The organism is Microbacterium sp. SS28 (assembly GCF_022761035.1).
Lineage (GTDB): Bacteria > Actinomycetota > Actinomycetes > Actinomycetales > Microbacteriaceae > Microbacterium.
Genome location: NZ_JAKWJP010000002.1, coordinates 105,998 through 120,968, shown reverse-complemented (window position 1 = coordinate 120,968; position 14,971 = coordinate 105,998). Strand labels below are relative to the sequence as shown.

Here is a 14,971-nt window from a genome sequence, read left to right as displayed (position 1 = left end):
ACGGATGACTCGCAGCGCCATGCCCGCACGCGTGACGATCGGCGCGCTCGCGAGCGTCGTCGGATTCCTCGCGTTCGTCGAGTTCACGAGCGGTGTCATCCAGGGCTTCTACACGCCCATGCTCACCGACATCGCGCGCCACCTGGGCGTCCACGACGCAGACGTGAACTGGCTCGAGGGCACGCAGCTCATGCTCTCGGCCCTCGTCGTCCCGGCGTTCGCGAAGCTCGGCGACATGGTCGGCCACAAGCGCATGCTCGTGATCTCGACGGGCATCACGGCCGCGGCATCGCTCGTCCTGCCCTTCACCGACTCGTTCGGCGTGTTCCTCGCGGCGTGGGCGATCCAGGGCTTCTACGTCGTGTGGCTGCCGCTGGAGATCGCGCTCATCTGGTCACGCTCACGGCACATGGAGGGCCGTGCGACGATCACGGCACGTGCCGCCGGCTTCCTCGTCGCGGCGCTCGAGATCGGCGCGATCGCGGGGGCCCTCGTGGGCGGAATGCTCATCGACAGCCTCCCGCTGTGGATCGTGCTGCTCGTGCCGGCGCTGCTCGTGGTCGTGTGCTTCTTCGTGATCCTGTTCGGGGTCAAGGAGTCGCCCGAGCCGACCGGCGGTCGACTCGACAACGTCGGTCTCGTGCTCATCTCGCTCGCGCTCATCGCCTTCACGGGCGGGCTCAGCCTGCTGCGGCTCAACGGTCCGGCGGACCCGATCGCGTGGCTCGTGACGGCGCTCGGAGTGCTTCTCGTCGTGCCGTTCGCGCTGTGGGAGCTGCGCCACGACGATCCCCTCATCGATGTCCGGATGTTCCGCTCCCCCGCGCTCGGGCCGGTGTTCCTCACAGCGGGGCTCTTCGGGGTGAGCGTGCTCGGCGCGCAGGCGCCGCTGTCGACGTTCGCCCGCACCGACCCCTCGGTGTACGGGTACGGACTCGGAACGAGCGGCTTCCAGACCTCGCTCATCATCGGCGTCTACCTCATCGCGATGATCACGGGCGCCCTGCTCTTCCCGCTCCTCGCACGGCTCACGGCGCCGCGGCTCACGCTCATCGGCGCCGCGACGCTTGTGGGGATCGGATTCCTGATGTTCCTGCCGTTCCACGACACCTACACGCAGGTCATCGTGAACATGGTGGTCGTCGGTCTCAGCTCGGGCGCCCTCGTGGCGGCGCTTCCGGCGGCAGCGGCATCCGCTGCCCCTGCCACCCAGACGGGTGTCGCGACGGGTCTCACGAACTCGGTCAAGACCGTCGGTGGTGCGATCGCGTCCTGCGTGTTCGGCATCGCGCTGCTGCAGGGCACGACGGGTGCCGTCGAGGGCACCGCCGGTTCGTTCTCGGGCTACGTCACGGTGTGGGTCGTGTGCGGCGTGACGGCGCTCGCGGCGGCGGTGCTGCTGTGCTTCGTCCCGAAGACGGCCTTCAGCGACCGCGCCGCGCACGACGCGACGGTCGACGCGGGCTGAGCCGCCGAGTCAGTCGCCCAGGCGGTTGCGCGAGCGCATCGCGCGTTCGGCCTCGCGCTTGTCTTCGCGCTCGCGGATCGTCTGACGCTTCTCGTACTCGCGCTTGCCCTTCGCGACGGCGATCTCGACCTTCGCCCGGCCGTCCGAGAAGTACAGCTTGAGAGGGATGAGCGTGTAGCCGCCCGCCGACACGGCGTGCGAGAGCTTGATGATCTCCTCCTTGTGCAGGAGGAGCTTGCGCGTGCGCTTGGCGGAGTGGTTCGTCCAGTGCCCCTGCGAGTACTCGGGGATGTGCACGGCGTCGAGGAATATCTCTCCCCCGTCGATGTACGCGTAGCCGTCCGAGAGGTTCGCGCGCCCCTGACGCAGGGACTTCACCTCGGTCCCCGTGAGCACGAGGCCCGCCTCGTACGTCTTCTCGATCGAGTACTCGTGGTGCGCGCGACGGTTGGTCGCAACGACCTTCTCGCCACGTTCCCTGGGCATTTCTCACTCCTGAAATCTCACCGCGCCGTGCGCGCGGCAGCCCATCAGCATACCCCAGCGAGCGGTCAGGCCCGCAGCCAGCGCCGGATCGCGAAGCCCGCCGAGAGGGCCGCCAGGCCGATCCCGATGAGGATCAGGATGGGCACGACGACCCATGCCTCCTCGAGTCCTACCCACGTCGTGACGAAGTCGACGCGGCCCCGCAGGTACTGGTTCACGCCGAAGTGCACGCCGAGCAGGACGGCGCCGCCGGCCAGCAGCGATCCGATGAGGGCGGCGAAGACGCCCTCGAGGATGAACGGCGTCTGGATGAATCCGTTGGACGCCCCGACGAGCCGCATGATGCCGAGCTCGCGGCGGCGCGCGTACGCCGACAGGCGGATGGTTGTCGCGATGAGCAGCACGGCGGCGATGAGCATGAGGGCCGCGATCCCGACCGCGATGTACGTCGCGACGGTGAGCGCCGAGAACAGCGGCTCGAGGTACTGGAGCTGATCCTTGACCTCTTCGACGCCCTGCATGCCGCGGAACGCCTCGATGATGACGTCGGACTGCGTCTGGTCGATCAGGTTGACGCGGAAGGTCTGATTGACCTGCTCGGGCGTCACGACGCTTGCCGCCTCTTCGCCGACGAGGTCGAGCAGCTCCTGATAGGCCTGCTCGTGGTCGACGAACTCGAGATTGCGGATGAGCGGATTGAGCGCGTCGCCCTCGAGCTTCGCGCTCACGGCGTCGAGCTGCTCCTGCGTCGCGGCGCCGTCGGCGCAGTCGGCCGTCTGCGACACCGATGTGCACATGTAGATCGCGACCTGCGCGCGGTCGACCCAGAAGTCCCGCATCGTGCCGATCTGCATCTGCATGAGGATCGCGGCGCCCACGAAGGTGAGCGAGACGAACGTGACGAGCACGACCGAGATGACCATCGACGCATTGCGGCGCAGGCCGTTGAGCGCCTCCGAGAGGACGAGTCCGAGCCTCACGTCGTGGGCCCCACTTCGTCCTCGGGACCGGATTCGCCGAGCCCGAGGCGGTCGGCGAGACCCAGCTCGGCGACGTCGAGCTCGAGCTCCTCGACGACCGGGATGGGCGCCGTCCGCGGGCGCGCGTGCGCGTCGTCCGCCGGCTTCGGCGTCGCTGGTGCTGCGGTCGGGGCGACGGATGCCGCGGCCTCCGCCTTCTCGGGCACCTCAGGTGTGTCTGCCTGAGTATCGGTGGCTGCGGGTTCAGCGTTCGTCGTGTCGGCCTCGACGGCCGCGGTGCCGGCGGGCGCGGCATCCCGCTGCGACTCTGCCGGTCGATCCGAGGTCGCCGCGGCGGCGGCCATCGCGGCGTCGACGGACGCGGAGTCGATCGTGCCGCCCTCGACGATCTCGCGGTGCAGCTCGAGCACGGCGGTGAGGGCCGCGACCGCCGCCGCTCCGCGCTCGGGCTCGGGTGCGAGGTTCGGCAGGCCCGAGGTGTCGCCGTAGCCGCCGTGGCGCTCGTCGCGGACCATCTCGCCGTTGCGCAGCTCGATGACGCGGCGCTGCATCTGGTCGACGAACCCCGCTTCGTGGGTCGCCATCACGACCGTGGTGCCGCCCGCATTGATGCGTGCGAGCAGCTGCATGATGTCAGCGGATGTCGCGGGGTCGAGGTTGCCCGTCGGTTCGTCGGCGAGGAGCACCTGCGGGCGGTTGACGAGCGCCCGCGCGATCGCGACGCGCTGCTGCTCTCCACCCGAGAGCTCGTGCGGCAGACGCTTCTCCTTGCCCTTCAGACCGACGAGCGCGAGCACCTCGGGCACCGCCTGCTGGACGAACGCATGCGACGACCCGATCACCTGCAGGGTGAAGGCGACGTTCTGGAAGACGGTCTTCGTCGGCAGCAGCCGAAAGTCCTGGAAGACGGCGCCGATGTGTCGGCGGAAGTACGGCACCTTGCGGCTCGCGAGCGTCGTGAGGTCGCGCCCGAGCACGACGACGCGCCCTTCGGAGGGGACCTCCTCGCGGAGGATGAGGCGCAGGCACGACGACTTCCCCGAGCCGGACGCACCGACGAGGAAGACGAATTCGCCGCGGGCCACTTCGAAGTCGACATCGTGCAGCGCCGGCTTCGCCGTGCCGCGAAAGCGCTTCGTGACGTTCTCGAACCGGATCATGGCTCAGCCAGCCTAGACAGGCGATGTCGCAACGCAATGTGCGACACCCGGGCCCGCACCATTCGTTCACAGCGCTCATGTGGTCAGACCACAGGTCGCCTCCAGCGGCGTCCTCGACACTGGGAGAAGTAACGGCCCTTGCGGACAAGGGTCCGACGCGACGAAGACGACGCATCCGCACGCGAGACGGCGCCGCCAGGCGCGGCGTGCCGATGCCTGATGGAGTGGTGAGAACGATGAGCACGCCGGCCGGTTGGTACGACGACGGATCAGGACGACAGCGCTGGTGGGATGGCGCCCAGTGGACCGAGCATTTCGCCGATCAGCAGCAGGCGTCCAGCGCGTCGACCACTCCGCAGAACGAGGCCGGAGTGCTCTGGGCGGCCGTCGGCAAGCCGCTGACAGGCATCGGAGCCGGGCGCTATCGCGCGACCGAGGAGTACCTGATCTTCGAGCGCGGCACACTTTCGACGAAGAGCCAGCAGATCCGCATGCGCGAGATCCACGACGTCGACGCGACGCAGAGCATGACGCAGAAAGCTCGGGGCGTGGGCACCATCACGCTGTGGGCTCGACGCGAAAGCGGCAACGAGCGTGTCGAACTCGAGGACATCACGAATTTCCGCGAGGGCGTGACGGTCATCAACGGCCTCGCCGACGACGCGCGGCATCGCGCGACGACGCGTCAGAACACGAGCCACATCAATTACACGGGCGCCCAGGCGACGACGGTCCTGGCGGCCGCACCGGCTCTCGCGACGGCAGCGCCCACGGCCGGCGATCTCAACGCCGAGCTCGCTCGACTCGCGGGCTTCCACAGCCAAGGCGTCTTGACGGACGAAGAGTTCGTCGCAGGCAAGCGCAAGCTCCTCGGGCTCTGAGCCTCGCACACCACGCATACGCCGTCCGGGCGTTGCCGGACACCCATCTGATCGGGGCACCCTCGCCGCCGACAGCACACCAGAAGGAAAGCACGATGACCGATCTCCAGTCTCCGCCCCCGCCCGCGCCCCCCGTCGACACCCTGGGCGTCTCCACGCCGCCCCCGCCGGCGGCCGAGCAGAAAGCGAAGAAGAAGAAGCCGTGGTACCTGCGCTGGTGGGCCATCGTGCTCGCCGGGATCATCGCGATCGCAGGCTTCAGCGCCGCCACGAGCGGCGGGGATGACAGTGATGCCGGCAAGTCGGAAGTCTCGACCTCGCAGGAGGCTACGACGGAGGACGCTGCGCCGGCGGAGGAGCCCGCAGTCGCTGAAGAGCCGGCGGAGCCTGCTGTTCCCGTCGAGTACGAGTCGGCGCTCACGAAGGCCGAGAGCTACTCCGACAACATGAACATGAGCAAGGCTGGCATCTACGACCAGCTCGTCTCCGAGTACGGCGAACAGTTCTCGCCCGAAGCCGCGCAGTATGCGATCGACAATATGCAGGCGGACTGGAACGCCAACGCGCTGGCCAAGGCCAAGTCGTACCAGGAGGGCATGGCGATGTCGCCCGAGGCGATCCGCGACCAGCTCACGAGCGAATATGGCGAGAAGTTCACGCCCGAAGAGGCCGCTTACGCGATCGACAACCTGAACGCCTGATCTCGGCATTCGCAGAGAGCCTCGCCATGTGCGGGGCTCTTTGTCGTTTCACTCGGCGACCGCGAGAACGCGCGAAAGACGTGTCGACCCGTCGAGCCGCGCACTTCGTGCGGTCTCGGCGGGTTCTGGATCAGTCCTCTTTGCGCTTCCGCCAGCGGATTCCGGCCGCGATGAAGCCGTCGATGTCGCCGTCGAAGACGGGCGTCGGGTTGCCGACCTCGTGGCCGGTGCGCAGGTCTTTCACGAGCTGCTGGCCGTAGAGGAAGTAGGAGCGCATCTGGTCGCCCCAGCTCGCGGTGATCGTGCCCGCCAGCTCCTTCTTCTTCGCGGCCTCTTCTTCGCGCTGGAGGAGCATGAGACGCGTCTGGAGGACGCGCATCGCGGCGGCGCGGTTCTGGATCTGCGACTTCTCGTTCTGCATCGAGACGACGATGCCGGTCGGAAGGTGCGTCAGACGCACCGCGGAGTCGGTCGTGTTGACGGACTGACCGCCGGGGCCCGACGAGCGGAACACGTCGACGCGCAGGTCGCCCTCGGGGATCTCGACCTCGACTGCCTCCTCCATGACGGGGATGACCTCGACCGCGGCGAAGCTCGTCTGGCGCTTGTCGGCCGAGCCGAAGGGGCTGATGCGCGCGAGGCGATGCGTGCCCGCCTCGACCGAGAGCGTGCCGTACGCGTAGGGCGCGTCGATCTGGAACGTCGCCGACTTGATGCCCGCGCCTTCGGCGAAGGACGTGTCCATCACCTTGACGGGGTACTTGTGCCGCTCGGCCCAGCGCAGATACATGCGCATGAGCATCTCGGCGAAGTCGGTGGCGTCGTCGCCGCCCGCGCCCGAGCGGATCGTCACGACGGCGGAGCGCTCGTCGTACTCTCCGTCGAGCAGGGTCTGCACTTCGAGCTCGCCGATGATGTCCTCGAGCTCGGCGAGTTCGCGGCGGGCTTCCTCGGCGGAATCCTCGTCGTCCATCTCGATCGCGAGCTCGACGAGCACGTCGAGGTCGTCGAGACGCTGCTCGATGTCGGTGATGCGCTTGAGGCGCGCCTGGCGGTGACTGAGCGAGCTCGTCACCTTCTGCGCCTTCTCGACGTCGTCCCAGAGGTCGGGGGCGCCGGCCTCCTCGCTGAGTCGGGCGATGTCGGAGGCAAGCGCATCGACGTCCACGACAGCCTTGATGTCGGCGAAGGTGGAACGGAGCGCTTCGATGTCGGCGGAGAGATCGAGTTCGAGCATGACAGTCCAGACTAACGTGGAAGCGATGTCCGACACTGCCCCTCCGCCCAGAGCGAAGGACGTCTTGTGGCGATTCGGACCGATGATCTACGGTCCGACTGTCCTGTTCGCGCTCGGCGAGGGTGCCGTCATCCCGCTCATTCCCATCATCGCTGCTGAGTTGGGGGCGGATGTCGCGACCGCGGCTCTCGTCGCCTCGGCACTCGTCGTGGGCCAGCTGTGCGGCAACATCCCCGCCGGCTGGGCGGTCGCGCGCATCGGGGAGCGCCTGACGATGGCGATCGCCGGGACGATCTCGCTCGTCGGAATCGTCGCCCTCGCCTTCGCCCCCGTACTGGGTGTGCTCGCGGCATCCGTCTTCCTCATCGGATTCTGCGCCGCCGCGTTCGGCCTCGCCCGGCACTCGTTCATGACGACGCGCGTTCCGCTGTCGTTCCGGGCGCGCGCCCTGTCTCTGCTCGGTGGAACGTTCCGGCTCGGCATGTTCATCGGGCCTTTCGTCGCGGCGGCTCTGCTCGCCCTGGTCGGCGAAGAGCGGGCGGCCGTGTGGTTCTTCGGCGGATGCCTCGTCGCGTGCGTCCTGCTCGTCATGCTGGGACCCGATCCCGAGAAGCAGTTCGCCCCGGCGGATGAGCGGGTGCCGGCGGAAGACACCGGCGAGGCCGTCACGGGCTCGATCCCGACCGCCGAGCGGGCGGGGGTCTTCCGGACGATGTGGCAGTTCCGCCGCGTGCTGTCACGGCTCGGGCTCGCCGCGGCGTCGCTCTCGGCTCTCCGGTCGGCGCGGCAGGTCGTGCTGCCGCTGTGGGGCGTCTCGATAGGCCTCGATGCCCAGACGATCGCACTCGTCGTCGGCATCTCGGGAGCGATCGACTTCGCCCTGTTCTACGCGAGCGGGCAGGTCATGGATCGTTTCGGGCGACTGTGGGCCGCGCTGCCTGCGATGCTGCTGATGGGCCTGGGCTTCATCGCTCTCGCGTTCACCCACGACCTCGACTCCGCGGCGATGTGGTTCGCGATGTTCGCGGCCGTGCTCGGCGTCGGCAACGGCCTTTCGAGCGGCATCCTGCTGACGCTCGGAGCGGATGTCGCCCCCCGCGCCGACCCCGCGCCGTTCCTCGGCTCGTGGCGCACGCTCACCGACGCGGGCGGGGCCGTGTCGCCGCTCCTCGTGTCAGGCATCGCGGCGGCATCGTCCCTCGCACTCGCGACCGGCGTCGTAGGAGGGCTGGGGCTGATCGGCGCGGTGCTCTTCGCCGTGTACGTGCCCCGATTCGTGCCGCATCAGCGCGGCTGAACCGCGGTCAGCGCAGGGCCGTGCGGCTCGTGGCGGTCGCCTGGAGCGCGAGGCCGTCGGGCACGAAGATCGTCATGACGGGCGGATGCCACGTCCCGGCGACGGTCGCGCGCGCCGACACCCCGTCGGGTGTGCCGGCCGAGACGAGGACGGCGCCGCCGCCGATCTGCGTGACGATGGCCTGAGCCTGCGCGCGCACACCCTCCGAGTCGAGCTCAGCGCGAGGCTCGGCGCCTGTCGTCGTGAGCGTGAAGCCGTCGGCGCCCGCGAGCGCCGCGGCGTCGGCGAGGCCGTCGAGTCGCTTCTGCGCGAGATAGAGGCTCGTCGCGTCGACGCAGACGAGCACCGTCGCGATCGCGAGGATCGCGTATCCGAGCGTCAGGATGAGGACGCTGCCCTCGTCGTCACGTCGCGCGAGGACCGCCCGGAGCCGTTTCATCCCGCACCCCAGAAGCGCGACACCTTCTGAGCCGATGAGGCCTCGACCGGAATGACGGCGATGTCTCCCAGTCCGAGGATCGAAGGGACGAGCGGGAGCCGCGCCTGCGCGCGGAGGGTCACGACGATCGTCGCTCCGGCCTCGGGACACTCCGCACCTCGCGGCACGCATTCGAGCGCGAGATCGACGGATGCCCCATCCATGCCGTACTCGTCGGCGACGGCGGCCATCACGCGGTCGGCGCGCGCGCGGGCGTCGTCGGGTCCGGAGGCGGTGGAGACGGCCCGGGCGATGTGGCGCGCCCCGGCCTCCGCACCGAGCGCCTGCTCCTGCAGGATGCCGAGCGTCACGACGAGGTACACGAGCGGCACCAGCAGGACGAGTCCCACGAGGATGAACTCCAGCACGGCTGCGCCGCGCTCGGGATCATCCTGCTCGACCCGATCGCGCGGGTCGACACCGAGGGCCCGCTCAGTCGAAGGATTCGAGCGGCGCATGCGCGGTCACCTCCAGCATGCGGGGCACGCCCAGCAGCCCCACGAGCGGAAACGGCGACCGCACCGTGAGCTCGACGACCGGGTGCCCGAATCCGTCGCGCTGCGTCGCGCTCACATCGGCGGCGTACTCGGAGCCCACCGTCCGCGAGACGATCTCGCGCGCGCGGCGTGTGCCGTCCTCGAGCGTGGTGTCGGCGAGGGCCGCGTGGTAAGCGCCCTCGACCGCGGCGTCGTGGAGGACGTTGCGCACGTAGATCGCGAGTCCGAGCTGCAGCACGCCGAGGGTCAGGACCGTGAGGAGCGTGCCGACGAGCACGAACTCGACGGGGCTCGCGCCGCGATCGTCCTGGGCGGCGGCGCGCAGCCGCTCGCGAAGACCGACGGCACGAGACATGCGGATCAGAAGCCGGAGACGCGCTCGATGGCCTGCTCGAAGAGCCCCGCGAGCGCGGGACCGGCGAGAGCCCAGATCAGCACGACGAGCCCCGCCGTCATGAGCGTGATGAGAACCCATCCAGGGACATCACCCCGCTCGTCGTCGATCGTGCGGAAGAGCCCGGCGTGCAGCCGGTGCGTGAGGGTGCGGATCATGGTCTCTCCTTTGGAACCCGAGGTCAGCCGATACCGAGTCGAAGCATGAAGATCCCCGGGAACACCGCGAACAGGACGCTCAAGGGGAGGATGAGGAAGACGAGCGGTACGAGCATGTAGATCTCCTTGCGTCCGGCCCGCTCGATGAGGCGGCGCTTGGCGTCCTCGCGCGCGTCGAGCGCCTGCGCGTGGAGAACGTGCGCGAGCGGCGCGCCGCGGTCGATCGCCGCGACGAGCTGGTCGATGGCGCGCGAGAGCGCCGCGACGTCGAGGCGCGCCGAGAGCCGCAGGAGCGACTCCGACAGCGACGAGCCCGTGCCCACGGCGAGCACGACGGTGCGCAGCTCCCCGGTCAGCTCGCCGGCGCCGACATCCGAGACCCGGCGCAGCGAATCGAGGATGCCCTCGCCCGCCGAGAGACAGAGCGCGAGGAATTCGAGCACCGTCGGCAGCTCCTCCTCGATGCGCGTGACGCGCGCCGCCGCGGCCCGTGTGAGCGCCAGGTCGTACAGGGCAGCCGCAGCGAAGCCCGCGATCGGCGGGAGCAGCACGAGCGCCCCCGACCCGCGTCCGACGAGCACGAGCGCGACGACCGCCGCCCCGCCCGCTGCCACGCCGACCACGGCCCAGCCGAGCTGACGCGCCCGGAAGGAAGCGGCATCCGTCTGCCTGCCCGCCTGCCGCAGGCGCCGCTCCACAGTGAGCGCACCGCCCATCGAGCGTCCCGCGCTCTCGGATGCGGCACGCCACAGCGTGCGGGGGTCGGCGGTGCGCGTCGGGAGCAGAGGCGCGAGGCCGCGCGGATCCGAGATGTCGCGCAGGTAGGGCGCGATGCGGCGCGAGAGGGTCGCGGCTCCCCAGCGCGGCGCGCGCGAGAGCAGGAGGCAGATGCCGAGCCCGAACGCGCCGCCGAGCACCACGGCGAGGGCGGCGTCGTTCACGAAGAGCGGGATCATCCGAACCACCTCCGCGGTTCGGGGAGACGGCCGAGCCGCAGCATGATGCCGTACGCCACGAACGAGACGGCGGCGCCCCCGACGATGAGCGCGATCCCCTCGGGGCTCGCATAGGCCGCGGCGCCCTCGGGGCGCATCGCGAGCAGCGCGAGGACGACCCACGGCGCGGCGACGCCGAGCACGGCGGCGCCGCGGATCCAGGACTGCCGGGCCTCGACCTCGGCCCGCAGCGACGCGTCGGCGCGCACCGAGACGGCGAGTGCGCGCAGCACGGGTGTGAGCTCGGTGCCGCCGACCTGACGGGCCATGCGGAGGGTCTCGACGATGCGATCCGCGACCGAGTCGCCCAGCATCGTCTTCAGCCGCTGCGCGCTCGAGTCGAAGTGACCGGATGCCGCGAGGTCGCGCGCGAACCCCGCGAAAGCCGGGCGCAGCGGCGCGGGTGCCGAATCGGCGAGCCCCGCGACCGAGTCGGGCAGCGACATCCCGGCGCGCACCGAGGCGATGAGCAGATCGCAGACATCGGGCCACAGAGCACGGCGCGTGCGCACGAGCCGGCTGCGCCGCGCCCGCAGCCAGAGGATGGGTGCTCCCGCACCCGCGACGGCCGCGATGAGAGCCAGCACCGGAACCGGCGCGACGAGCCACGCGACGGCCGCCGCGACGAGACCCGCACCGGCTGCGGCGCCGAGCACGAGCACGGGGGCGACGTGCGACATCCCGGCCTCCTCGAGCAGGCGGGCGAGGGCGCTGGAGGTCCGTGTCGGCGTGCGCTCGGGACGGAGGGGCCACACCCAGGGCGAGATCGCGAGGAGTATCCCGGCAGCGAGCACGGCGCCCCAGAAGATCGTCACGAGACGGCTCCGCGATACACGGTGCGGGCTTCGATGCCGAGCGGACCGATCCCGGTCGGCTCCACTATCTCGGCGACGTGCCGGCGGCCCGAGGCGGTGCGCTCGCAGTGCACGACGAGGTGGACGGATGCCGCCACCGCCGGCTGCACGAAACCCGCGTCGATGTTGCGGCCCGCGAGCAGCGGCAGGGCGCACAGCTTGTCGAGCGCCTCGCGCGCCGAGTTGGCGTGGATCGTCGCCGCGCCGGGGATGCCCGTGTTGAGCGCCAGGACGAGGTCGAGCGCCTCGGCATCGCGCACCTCGCCCACGATGAGGCGGTCGGGACGCATGCGCAGCGCTTCCTTGACGAGGCGTCGCAGGCTCACCTCGCCCGTGCCTTCGAGACTCGGCTGCCGGCCCTGCAGCGCGACGAGGTCGGCGGCGTCGGCGGCGAGTTCGAAGGTCTCCTCGACGGTCACGATGCGGTGGTGCGCGGGCGCGGCGGCGATGAGGGCGCTCAGAAGGGTCGTCTTGCCGGCGTGCGTAGCTCCGGAGACCAGGATGCTGCGGCCCTCGGACATCGCGTCCCTGAGCAGCGCAGCGCCCTCGGGCGAGATCGAGCCGGCGCGGATGAGCCGGTCGAGATCGCGGAACGCGGGCAGGAACTTGCGGATGTTGACCGACCAGTGGCGCCGCGTGATGTCCGGGATCACGACGTGAAGTCGGCTGCCGTCGGGAAGCGACGCGTCGACGAACGGCTGCGACAGGTCGACCCGGCGACCGGTCGCGTGCAGCATCCGCTCGACGAGGTCTCGCACCTGACCGTCGGTGAGAGTCAAGGGGAGGCGCTCGGACACGCCCTGTCGAGCCGCGAACACGCGGTCGGGCGCGTTGATCCACACCTCTTCGATCGTCGGGTCGTCGAGATAGGGCTGCAGGGGTCCGTATCCGGCGACGGCGGCGAGCACCTCACGCACGCACGCTGCCTCGTCGTCGACGGGCGTCAGTCCGCGAGCGAGGGCGAAGTCGTTGTGCCGGCGCACCTCGGCGCGTGCGACCTGCGCCGCGAACTCCGGGTCGCGGGCCGGGTCCGAGCGCTCGGCCCGCAGCCGCTCGCGCACGCGCTCGGCGACCGCGACGGCCGGGGCGGGAGCAGCGAGGGGTGGCACCGGAGCATCCTCGCAAGTCCCGTGGGCGGCATCCGGAAGTTATCCACAGCGCTCACCACGAGAAGCGCGCGTGATGGTGCCGAGGGCCCGCGGATGACACGATGGTCGGAAAGGCGGAAGGACGATCATGACCCACTCCCAGCGCGAGCTCACCGCACCCGAGAAGATCGGCGCGGTCGTCCTCGGGATCCTCCAGGTCGCCTTCGCCTTCCTCGCCGCGTGGGACCTCGCCCACCGGCCGGCCGAGCAGGTGCGCGGACCGAAGCCCGCGTGGATCCCGGCGCTCTTCATCAACTGGCTCGGACCCGCCGCGTATTTCGTCTTCGGAATCCGGCACGAGGATCGCTGACCCCCTCGCTCTTGGGGGTTGTCCCCCTCAGCCCGCGCACAGTTCGCTCAGTAGACTGAACCCACTCGCGGGAGTGGTGGAATTGGCAGACACGCAGGATTTAGGTTCCTGTGCCTTCGGGCGTGTGGGTTCAAGTCCCACCTTCCGCACGGTGACTTCGTCGCACCCGCATCTCACGATCTGACCGCCGACCGCTCCGACCGACGGGACCCCCGCTGTGCAGCACATCGCTCTCATCCCCTGGCTCGATCCGAACACGATCATCGCTGCGGCCGGTCCGTGGGCACTGCTCGTGGTGTGCTTCATCGTCTTCGCCGAGACCGGACTGCTGGTCGGGTTCCTGCTCCCCGGTGACACACTCCTGGTCATCTCCGGGCTGCTCACCAAGACGAGCGACGTGTTCGGCACCAACATCTGGCTCGTCGCCCTGCTCATCGCATTCGCGGCATTCATCGGCGGCGAGGTGGGCTACTTCATCGGGCACAAGGGCGGACCCGCCGTGTTCGAACGCAAGGAGTCCGGGGTCTTCAGCCGGAAGAACGTCGAGCGCACGAACATGTTCTTCGAGCGCTACGGCGGGCTCACGGTCATCATGGCCCGCTTCGTGCCGATCGTCCGCACCTTCGCGCCCGTCGCGGCGGGAGTCGGCCACATGCCGTGGCGTCGCTACACGCTCTACAACGCCATCGGGGCGCTGCTGTGGGGCTTCGGCCTCGTCTGGCTCGGCTACGGCATCGGGTACATCCAGTGGGTCGCCGACTTCGTGACGGAGTACATCGACGTCATCCTTCTCGGCGTGGTCGTCCTGACCGCTGCGGTCACGATCTGGCACTACCTCCGCGAGCGCGCGAAGGCGAAGCAGGAGGCGGCCGCGGGCGAAGGCGAAGTGGATGCCGAGGAGGCGCGTGCCCTCGTCCTCGACCCCGAGGTGTTCAAGCGTGGCCCGGAGCACGGCCACAGCCACGAGGGCGGCACGCCGCCGACCCCGAAGGCCTAGCTCACGAGGCCTTCGAGGCCTTCTTCTTGGCGGCGGGCTTGGACGCGGCAGGCGTGGCCTTGGCCGCAGCCTTGGGCGCGGCATCCGTCGACTTCTTCGCAGCGGTCGACTCGCCGCGCGCAGCGCGCGACCGCTCGACGGAGGCGCGCAGGGCCTCCATGAGGTCGATGACCTCGCCGCCCGCAGCCTCCTCCTGCTCGCCGAAGGTCTCGGACGTGTCCAGCGCGTCGCCCTTCTCGAGCTTCGCCTCGATGAGCGTGCGCAGCTCGGCCTGATATTCGTCGGCGAAGTCGCCGGGGGCGAAATCACTCGCGAAGCTGTCGACGAGGGATGCCGAGAGCTCGAGCTCCTTCGCCGAGATCCGCACCGTCTCGTCCAGCGCCGGGAACGCGGCTTCGCGCACCTCGTCGGACCACAGCAGCGTCTGAAGGACGAGCACGTCGCCCCGCACGCGCAACGCCGCGAGGCGCGTCTTCTGCCGCAGCGAGAAGCGGACGATCGCCGTGCGTTCGGTCTGCTCGAGCGTCTTGCGCAGCAGGACGTAGGCCTTGGGCGAAGCGGAGTCCGGCTCGAGGTAGTAGGCGCGGTCGAAGGTCAGCGGATCCACCTGATCGCTCGGCACGAACTCGACGACGTCGATCTCGCGGCTCCGCTCCGATGGGAGCGAAGAGAGGTCCTCCTTCGTGAGGACCACCGTCTTCTCGCCGTCGTCGTAGGCCTTGTCGATGTCCTGGAAGGCGACGACCTCGCCGTCGATCTCGCAGATTCGCTGATAGCGGATGCGCCCGCCGTCCTTGTTGTGCACCTGGTGCAGCGAGACGTCATGGTCCTCGGTCGCGGCATATACCTTGACCGGCACGTTGACGAGGCCGAAGGTCAGGGCGCCCTTCCAGATCGCTCTCATCACACCAGTACACACCGGTCACACCC

Annotated in this window: 18 protein-coding genes and 1 tRNA gene; 7 read left to right on the top strand and 12 right to left on the bottom strand. The window is 69.7% G+C overall.

The window, feature by feature from the left end; all coding sequences use genetic code 11:
- Positions 1-4: 4 nt before the first annotated feature.
- Positions 5-1,468 (top strand): MFS transporter, encoded by a 1,464-nt coding sequence (locus MJ607_RS05855; RefSeq protein ID WP_243074641.1) that lies wholly within the window; start codon positions 5-7, stop codon positions 1,466-1,468.
- Between the two features lie 9 nt (positions 1,469-1,477).
- Here MJ607_RS05855 and smpB read toward each other — a convergent pair whose 3' ends face one another.
- The 3 genes from smpB to ftsE all read right to left on the bottom strand — a co-directional run bounded on the left by smpB (position 1,478) and on the right by ftsE (position 4,094).
- Entirely contained in the window at positions 1,478-1,954 is a 477-nt protein-coding gene (gene smpB, locus MJ607_RS05850; RefSeq protein ID WP_243074640.1) for an SsrA-binding protein SmpB, read from the bottom strand.
- Positions 1,955-2,019: 65 nt separating this feature from the next.
- Positions 2,020-2,934 (bottom strand): permease-like cell division protein FtsX, encoded by a 915-nt coding sequence (gene ftsX, locus MJ607_RS05845; RefSeq protein ID WP_243074639.1) that lies wholly within the window; start codon positions 2,932-2,934, stop codon positions 2,020-2,022.
- Positions 2,931-4,094, bottom strand: coding sequence for a cell division ATP-binding protein FtsE (ftsE, locus tag MJ607_RS05840; RefSeq protein WP_243074638.1), 1,164 nt, complete (start codon positions 4,092-4,094; stop codon positions 2,931-2,933). The genes ftsX and ftsE overlap by 4 nt, the downstream gene beginning before the upstream one ends.
- A 236-nt stretch (positions 4,095-4,330) precedes the next feature.
- Here ftsE and MJ607_RS05835 point away from each other — a divergent pair, with 236 nt between their 5' ends.
- Both MJ607_RS05835 and MJ607_RS05830 read left to right on the top strand, forming a co-directional pair.
- Positions 4,331-4,975 (top strand): PH domain-containing protein, encoded by a 645-nt coding sequence (locus MJ607_RS05835; protein ID WP_243074637.1) that lies wholly within the window; start codon positions 4,331-4,333, stop codon positions 4,973-4,975.
- A gap of 95 nt (positions 4,976-5,070) precedes the next feature.
- Positions 5,071-5,676, top strand: a complete 606-nt coding sequence (locus MJ607_RS05830; protein ID WP_243074636.1) for an Ltp family lipoprotein — start codon at positions 5,071-5,073, stop codon at positions 5,674-5,676.
- A gap of 130 nt (positions 5,677-5,806) precedes the next feature.
- Here MJ607_RS05830 and prfB read toward each other — a convergent pair whose 3' ends face one another.
- Positions 5,807-6,913: a peptide chain release factor 2 gene (gene prfB, locus MJ607_RS05825; protein WP_243074635.1), complete on the bottom strand. Its 1,107-nt coding sequence runs from the start codon at positions 6,911-6,913 to the stop codon at positions 5,807-5,809.
- Positions 6,914-6,938: 25 nt separating this feature from the next.
- On the opposite strand from prfB, the gene MJ607_RS05820 reads away from it, so the two are divergent.
- Positions 6,939-8,210 carry an MFS transporter gene (locus MJ607_RS05820; protein WP_243074634.1) on the top strand — a complete coding sequence of 424 codons (1,272 nt, stop codon included), beginning with the start codon at positions 6,939-6,941 and terminating at the stop codon, positions 8,208-8,210.
- Between the two features lie 7 nt (positions 8,211-8,217).
- Here MJ607_RS05820 and MJ607_RS05815 read toward each other — a convergent pair whose 3' ends face one another.
- Genes MJ607_RS05815 through MJ607_RS05785 form a run of 7 tightly spaced genes read right to left on the bottom strand, consistent with a single transcriptional unit; the run spans position 8,218 to position 12,695 of the window.
- Entirely contained in the window at positions 8,218-8,649 is a 432-nt protein-coding gene (locus MJ607_RS05815; RefSeq protein ID WP_243074633.1) for a pilus assembly protein TadG-related protein, read from the bottom strand.
- A complete protein-coding gene (locus MJ607_RS05810; RefSeq protein ID WP_243074632.1) occupies positions 8,646-9,146 on the bottom strand; it encodes a TadE family protein in 501 nt (166 codons plus the stop codon). Before MJ607_RS05810 ends, MJ607_RS05815 begins: the two co-directional genes overlap by 4 nt.
- Positions 9,121-9,540, bottom strand: coding sequence for a TadE/TadG family type IV pilus assembly protein (locus MJ607_RS05805; RefSeq protein WP_243074631.1), 420 nt, complete (start codon positions 9,538-9,540; stop codon positions 9,121-9,123). Before MJ607_RS05805 ends, MJ607_RS05810 begins: the two co-directional genes overlap by 26 nt.
- Before the next feature lie 5 nt (positions 9,541-9,545).
- On the bottom strand, positions 9,546-9,737 hold the full coding sequence (locus MJ607_RS05800) for a hypothetical protein (protein ID WP_243074630.1): 192 nt from the start codon (positions 9,735-9,737) through the stop codon (positions 9,546-9,548).
- A gap of 23 nt (positions 9,738-9,760) precedes the next feature.
- Positions 9,761-10,693 carry a type II secretion system F family protein gene (locus MJ607_RS05795; protein WP_243074629.1) on the bottom strand — a complete coding sequence of 311 codons (933 nt, stop codon included), beginning with the start codon at positions 10,691-10,693 and terminating at the stop codon, positions 9,761-9,763.
- Positions 10,690-11,547 carry a type II secretion system F family protein gene (locus tag MJ607_RS05790; RefSeq protein ID WP_243074628.1) on the bottom strand — a complete coding sequence of 286 codons (858 nt, stop codon included), beginning with the start codon at positions 11,545-11,547 and terminating at the stop codon, positions 10,690-10,692. The genes MJ607_RS05795 and MJ607_RS05790 overlap by 4 nt, the downstream gene beginning before the upstream one ends.
- The gene (locus MJ607_RS05785; RefSeq protein WP_243074627.1) at positions 11,544-12,695 is read right to left on the bottom strand and encodes a CpaF family protein; all 1,152 of its coding nucleotides are present in this window, start codon (positions 12,693-12,695) and stop codon (positions 11,544-11,546) included. The genes MJ607_RS05790 and MJ607_RS05785 overlap by 4 nt, the downstream gene beginning before the upstream one ends.
- A 127-nt stretch (positions 12,696-12,822) precedes the next feature.
- On the opposite strand from MJ607_RS05785, the gene MJ607_RS05780 reads away from it, so the two are divergent.
- From MJ607_RS05780 to MJ607_RS05770, 3 genes are all read left to right on the top strand, one after another.
- Positions 12,823-13,044 carry a PLDc N-terminal domain-containing protein gene (locus tag MJ607_RS05780; protein ID WP_243074626.1) on the top strand — a complete coding sequence of 74 codons (222 nt, stop codon included), beginning with the start codon at positions 12,823-12,825 and terminating at the stop codon, positions 13,042-13,044.
- Positions 13,045-13,111: 67 nt separating this feature from the next.
- Positions 13,112-13,193 (top strand) — tRNA-Leu (locus tag MJ607_RS05775).
- Positions 13,194-13,261: 68 nt separating this feature from the next.
- Positions 13,262-14,041 (top strand): DedA family protein, encoded by a 780-nt coding sequence (locus tag MJ607_RS05770; RefSeq protein WP_243074625.1) that lies wholly within the window; start codon positions 13,262-13,264, stop codon positions 14,039-14,041.
- Position 14,042: 1 nt separating this feature from the next.
- Here MJ607_RS05770 and MJ607_RS05765 read toward each other — a convergent pair whose 3' ends face one another.
- On the bottom strand, positions 14,043-14,945 hold the full coding sequence (locus MJ607_RS05765) for a Ku protein (protein WP_243074624.1): 903 nt from the start codon (positions 14,943-14,945) through the stop codon (positions 14,043-14,045).
- Between the last annotated feature and the right edge of the window lie 26 nt (positions 14,946-14,971).

Bases quoted from the DNA above. Each gene is read 5' to 3' on its own strand.
- ftsE (WP_243074638.1), bottom strand. From the start codon at position 4,094: ATGATCCGGTTCGAGAACGTCACGAAGCGCTTTCGCGGCACGGCGAAG.
- MJ607_RS05855 (WP_243074641.1), top strand. From the start codon at position 5: ATGACTCGCAGCGCCATGCCCGCACGCGTGACGATCGGCGCGCTCGCG.
- MJ607_RS05765 (WP_243074624.1), bottom strand. From the start codon at position 14,945: ATGAGAGCGATCTGGAAGGGCGCCCTGACCTTCGGCCTCGTCAACGTG.
- MJ607_RS05820 (WP_243074634.1), top strand. From the start codon at position 6,939: ATGTCCGACACTGCCCCTCCGCCCAGAGCGAAGGACGTCTTGTGGCGA.
- prfB (WP_243074635.1), bottom strand. From the start codon at position 6,913: ATGCTCGAACTCGATCTCTCCGCCGACATCGAAGCGCTCCGTTCCACC.
- MJ607_RS05795 (WP_243074629.1), bottom strand. From the start codon at position 10,693: ATGATCCCGCTCTTCGTGAACGACGCCGCCCTCGCCGTGGTGCTCGGC.
- MJ607_RS05815 (WP_243074633.1), bottom strand. From the start codon at position 8,649: ATGAAACGGCTCCGGGCGGTCCTCGCGCGACGTGACGACGAGGGCAGC.
- MJ607_RS05800 (WP_243074630.1), bottom strand. From the start codon at position 9,737: ATGATCCGCACCCTCACGCACCGGCTGCACGCCGGGCTCTTCCGCACG.
- MJ607_RS05780 (WP_243074626.1), top strand. From the start codon at position 12,823: ATGACCCACTCCCAGCGCGAGCTCACCGCACCCGAGAAGATCGGCGCG.
- MJ607_RS05805 (WP_243074631.1), bottom strand. From the start codon at position 9,540: ATGTCTCGTGCCGTCGGTCTTCGCGAGCGGCTGCGCGCCGCCGCCCAG.
- smpB (WP_243074640.1), bottom strand. From the start codon at position 1,954: ATGCCCAGGGAACGTGGCGAGAAGGTCGTTGCGACCAACCGTCGCGCG.
- MJ607_RS05830 (WP_243074636.1), top strand. From the start codon at position 5,071: ATGACCGATCTCCAGTCTCCGCCCCCGCCCGCGCCCCCCGTCGACACC.
- MJ607_RS05810 (WP_243074632.1), bottom strand. From the start codon at position 9,146: ATGCGCCGCTCGAATCCTTCGACTGAGCGGGCCCTCGGTGTCGACCCG.
- MJ607_RS05835 (WP_243074637.1), top strand. From the start codon at position 4,331: ATGAGCACGCCGGCCGGTTGGTACGACGACGGATCAGGACGACAGCGC.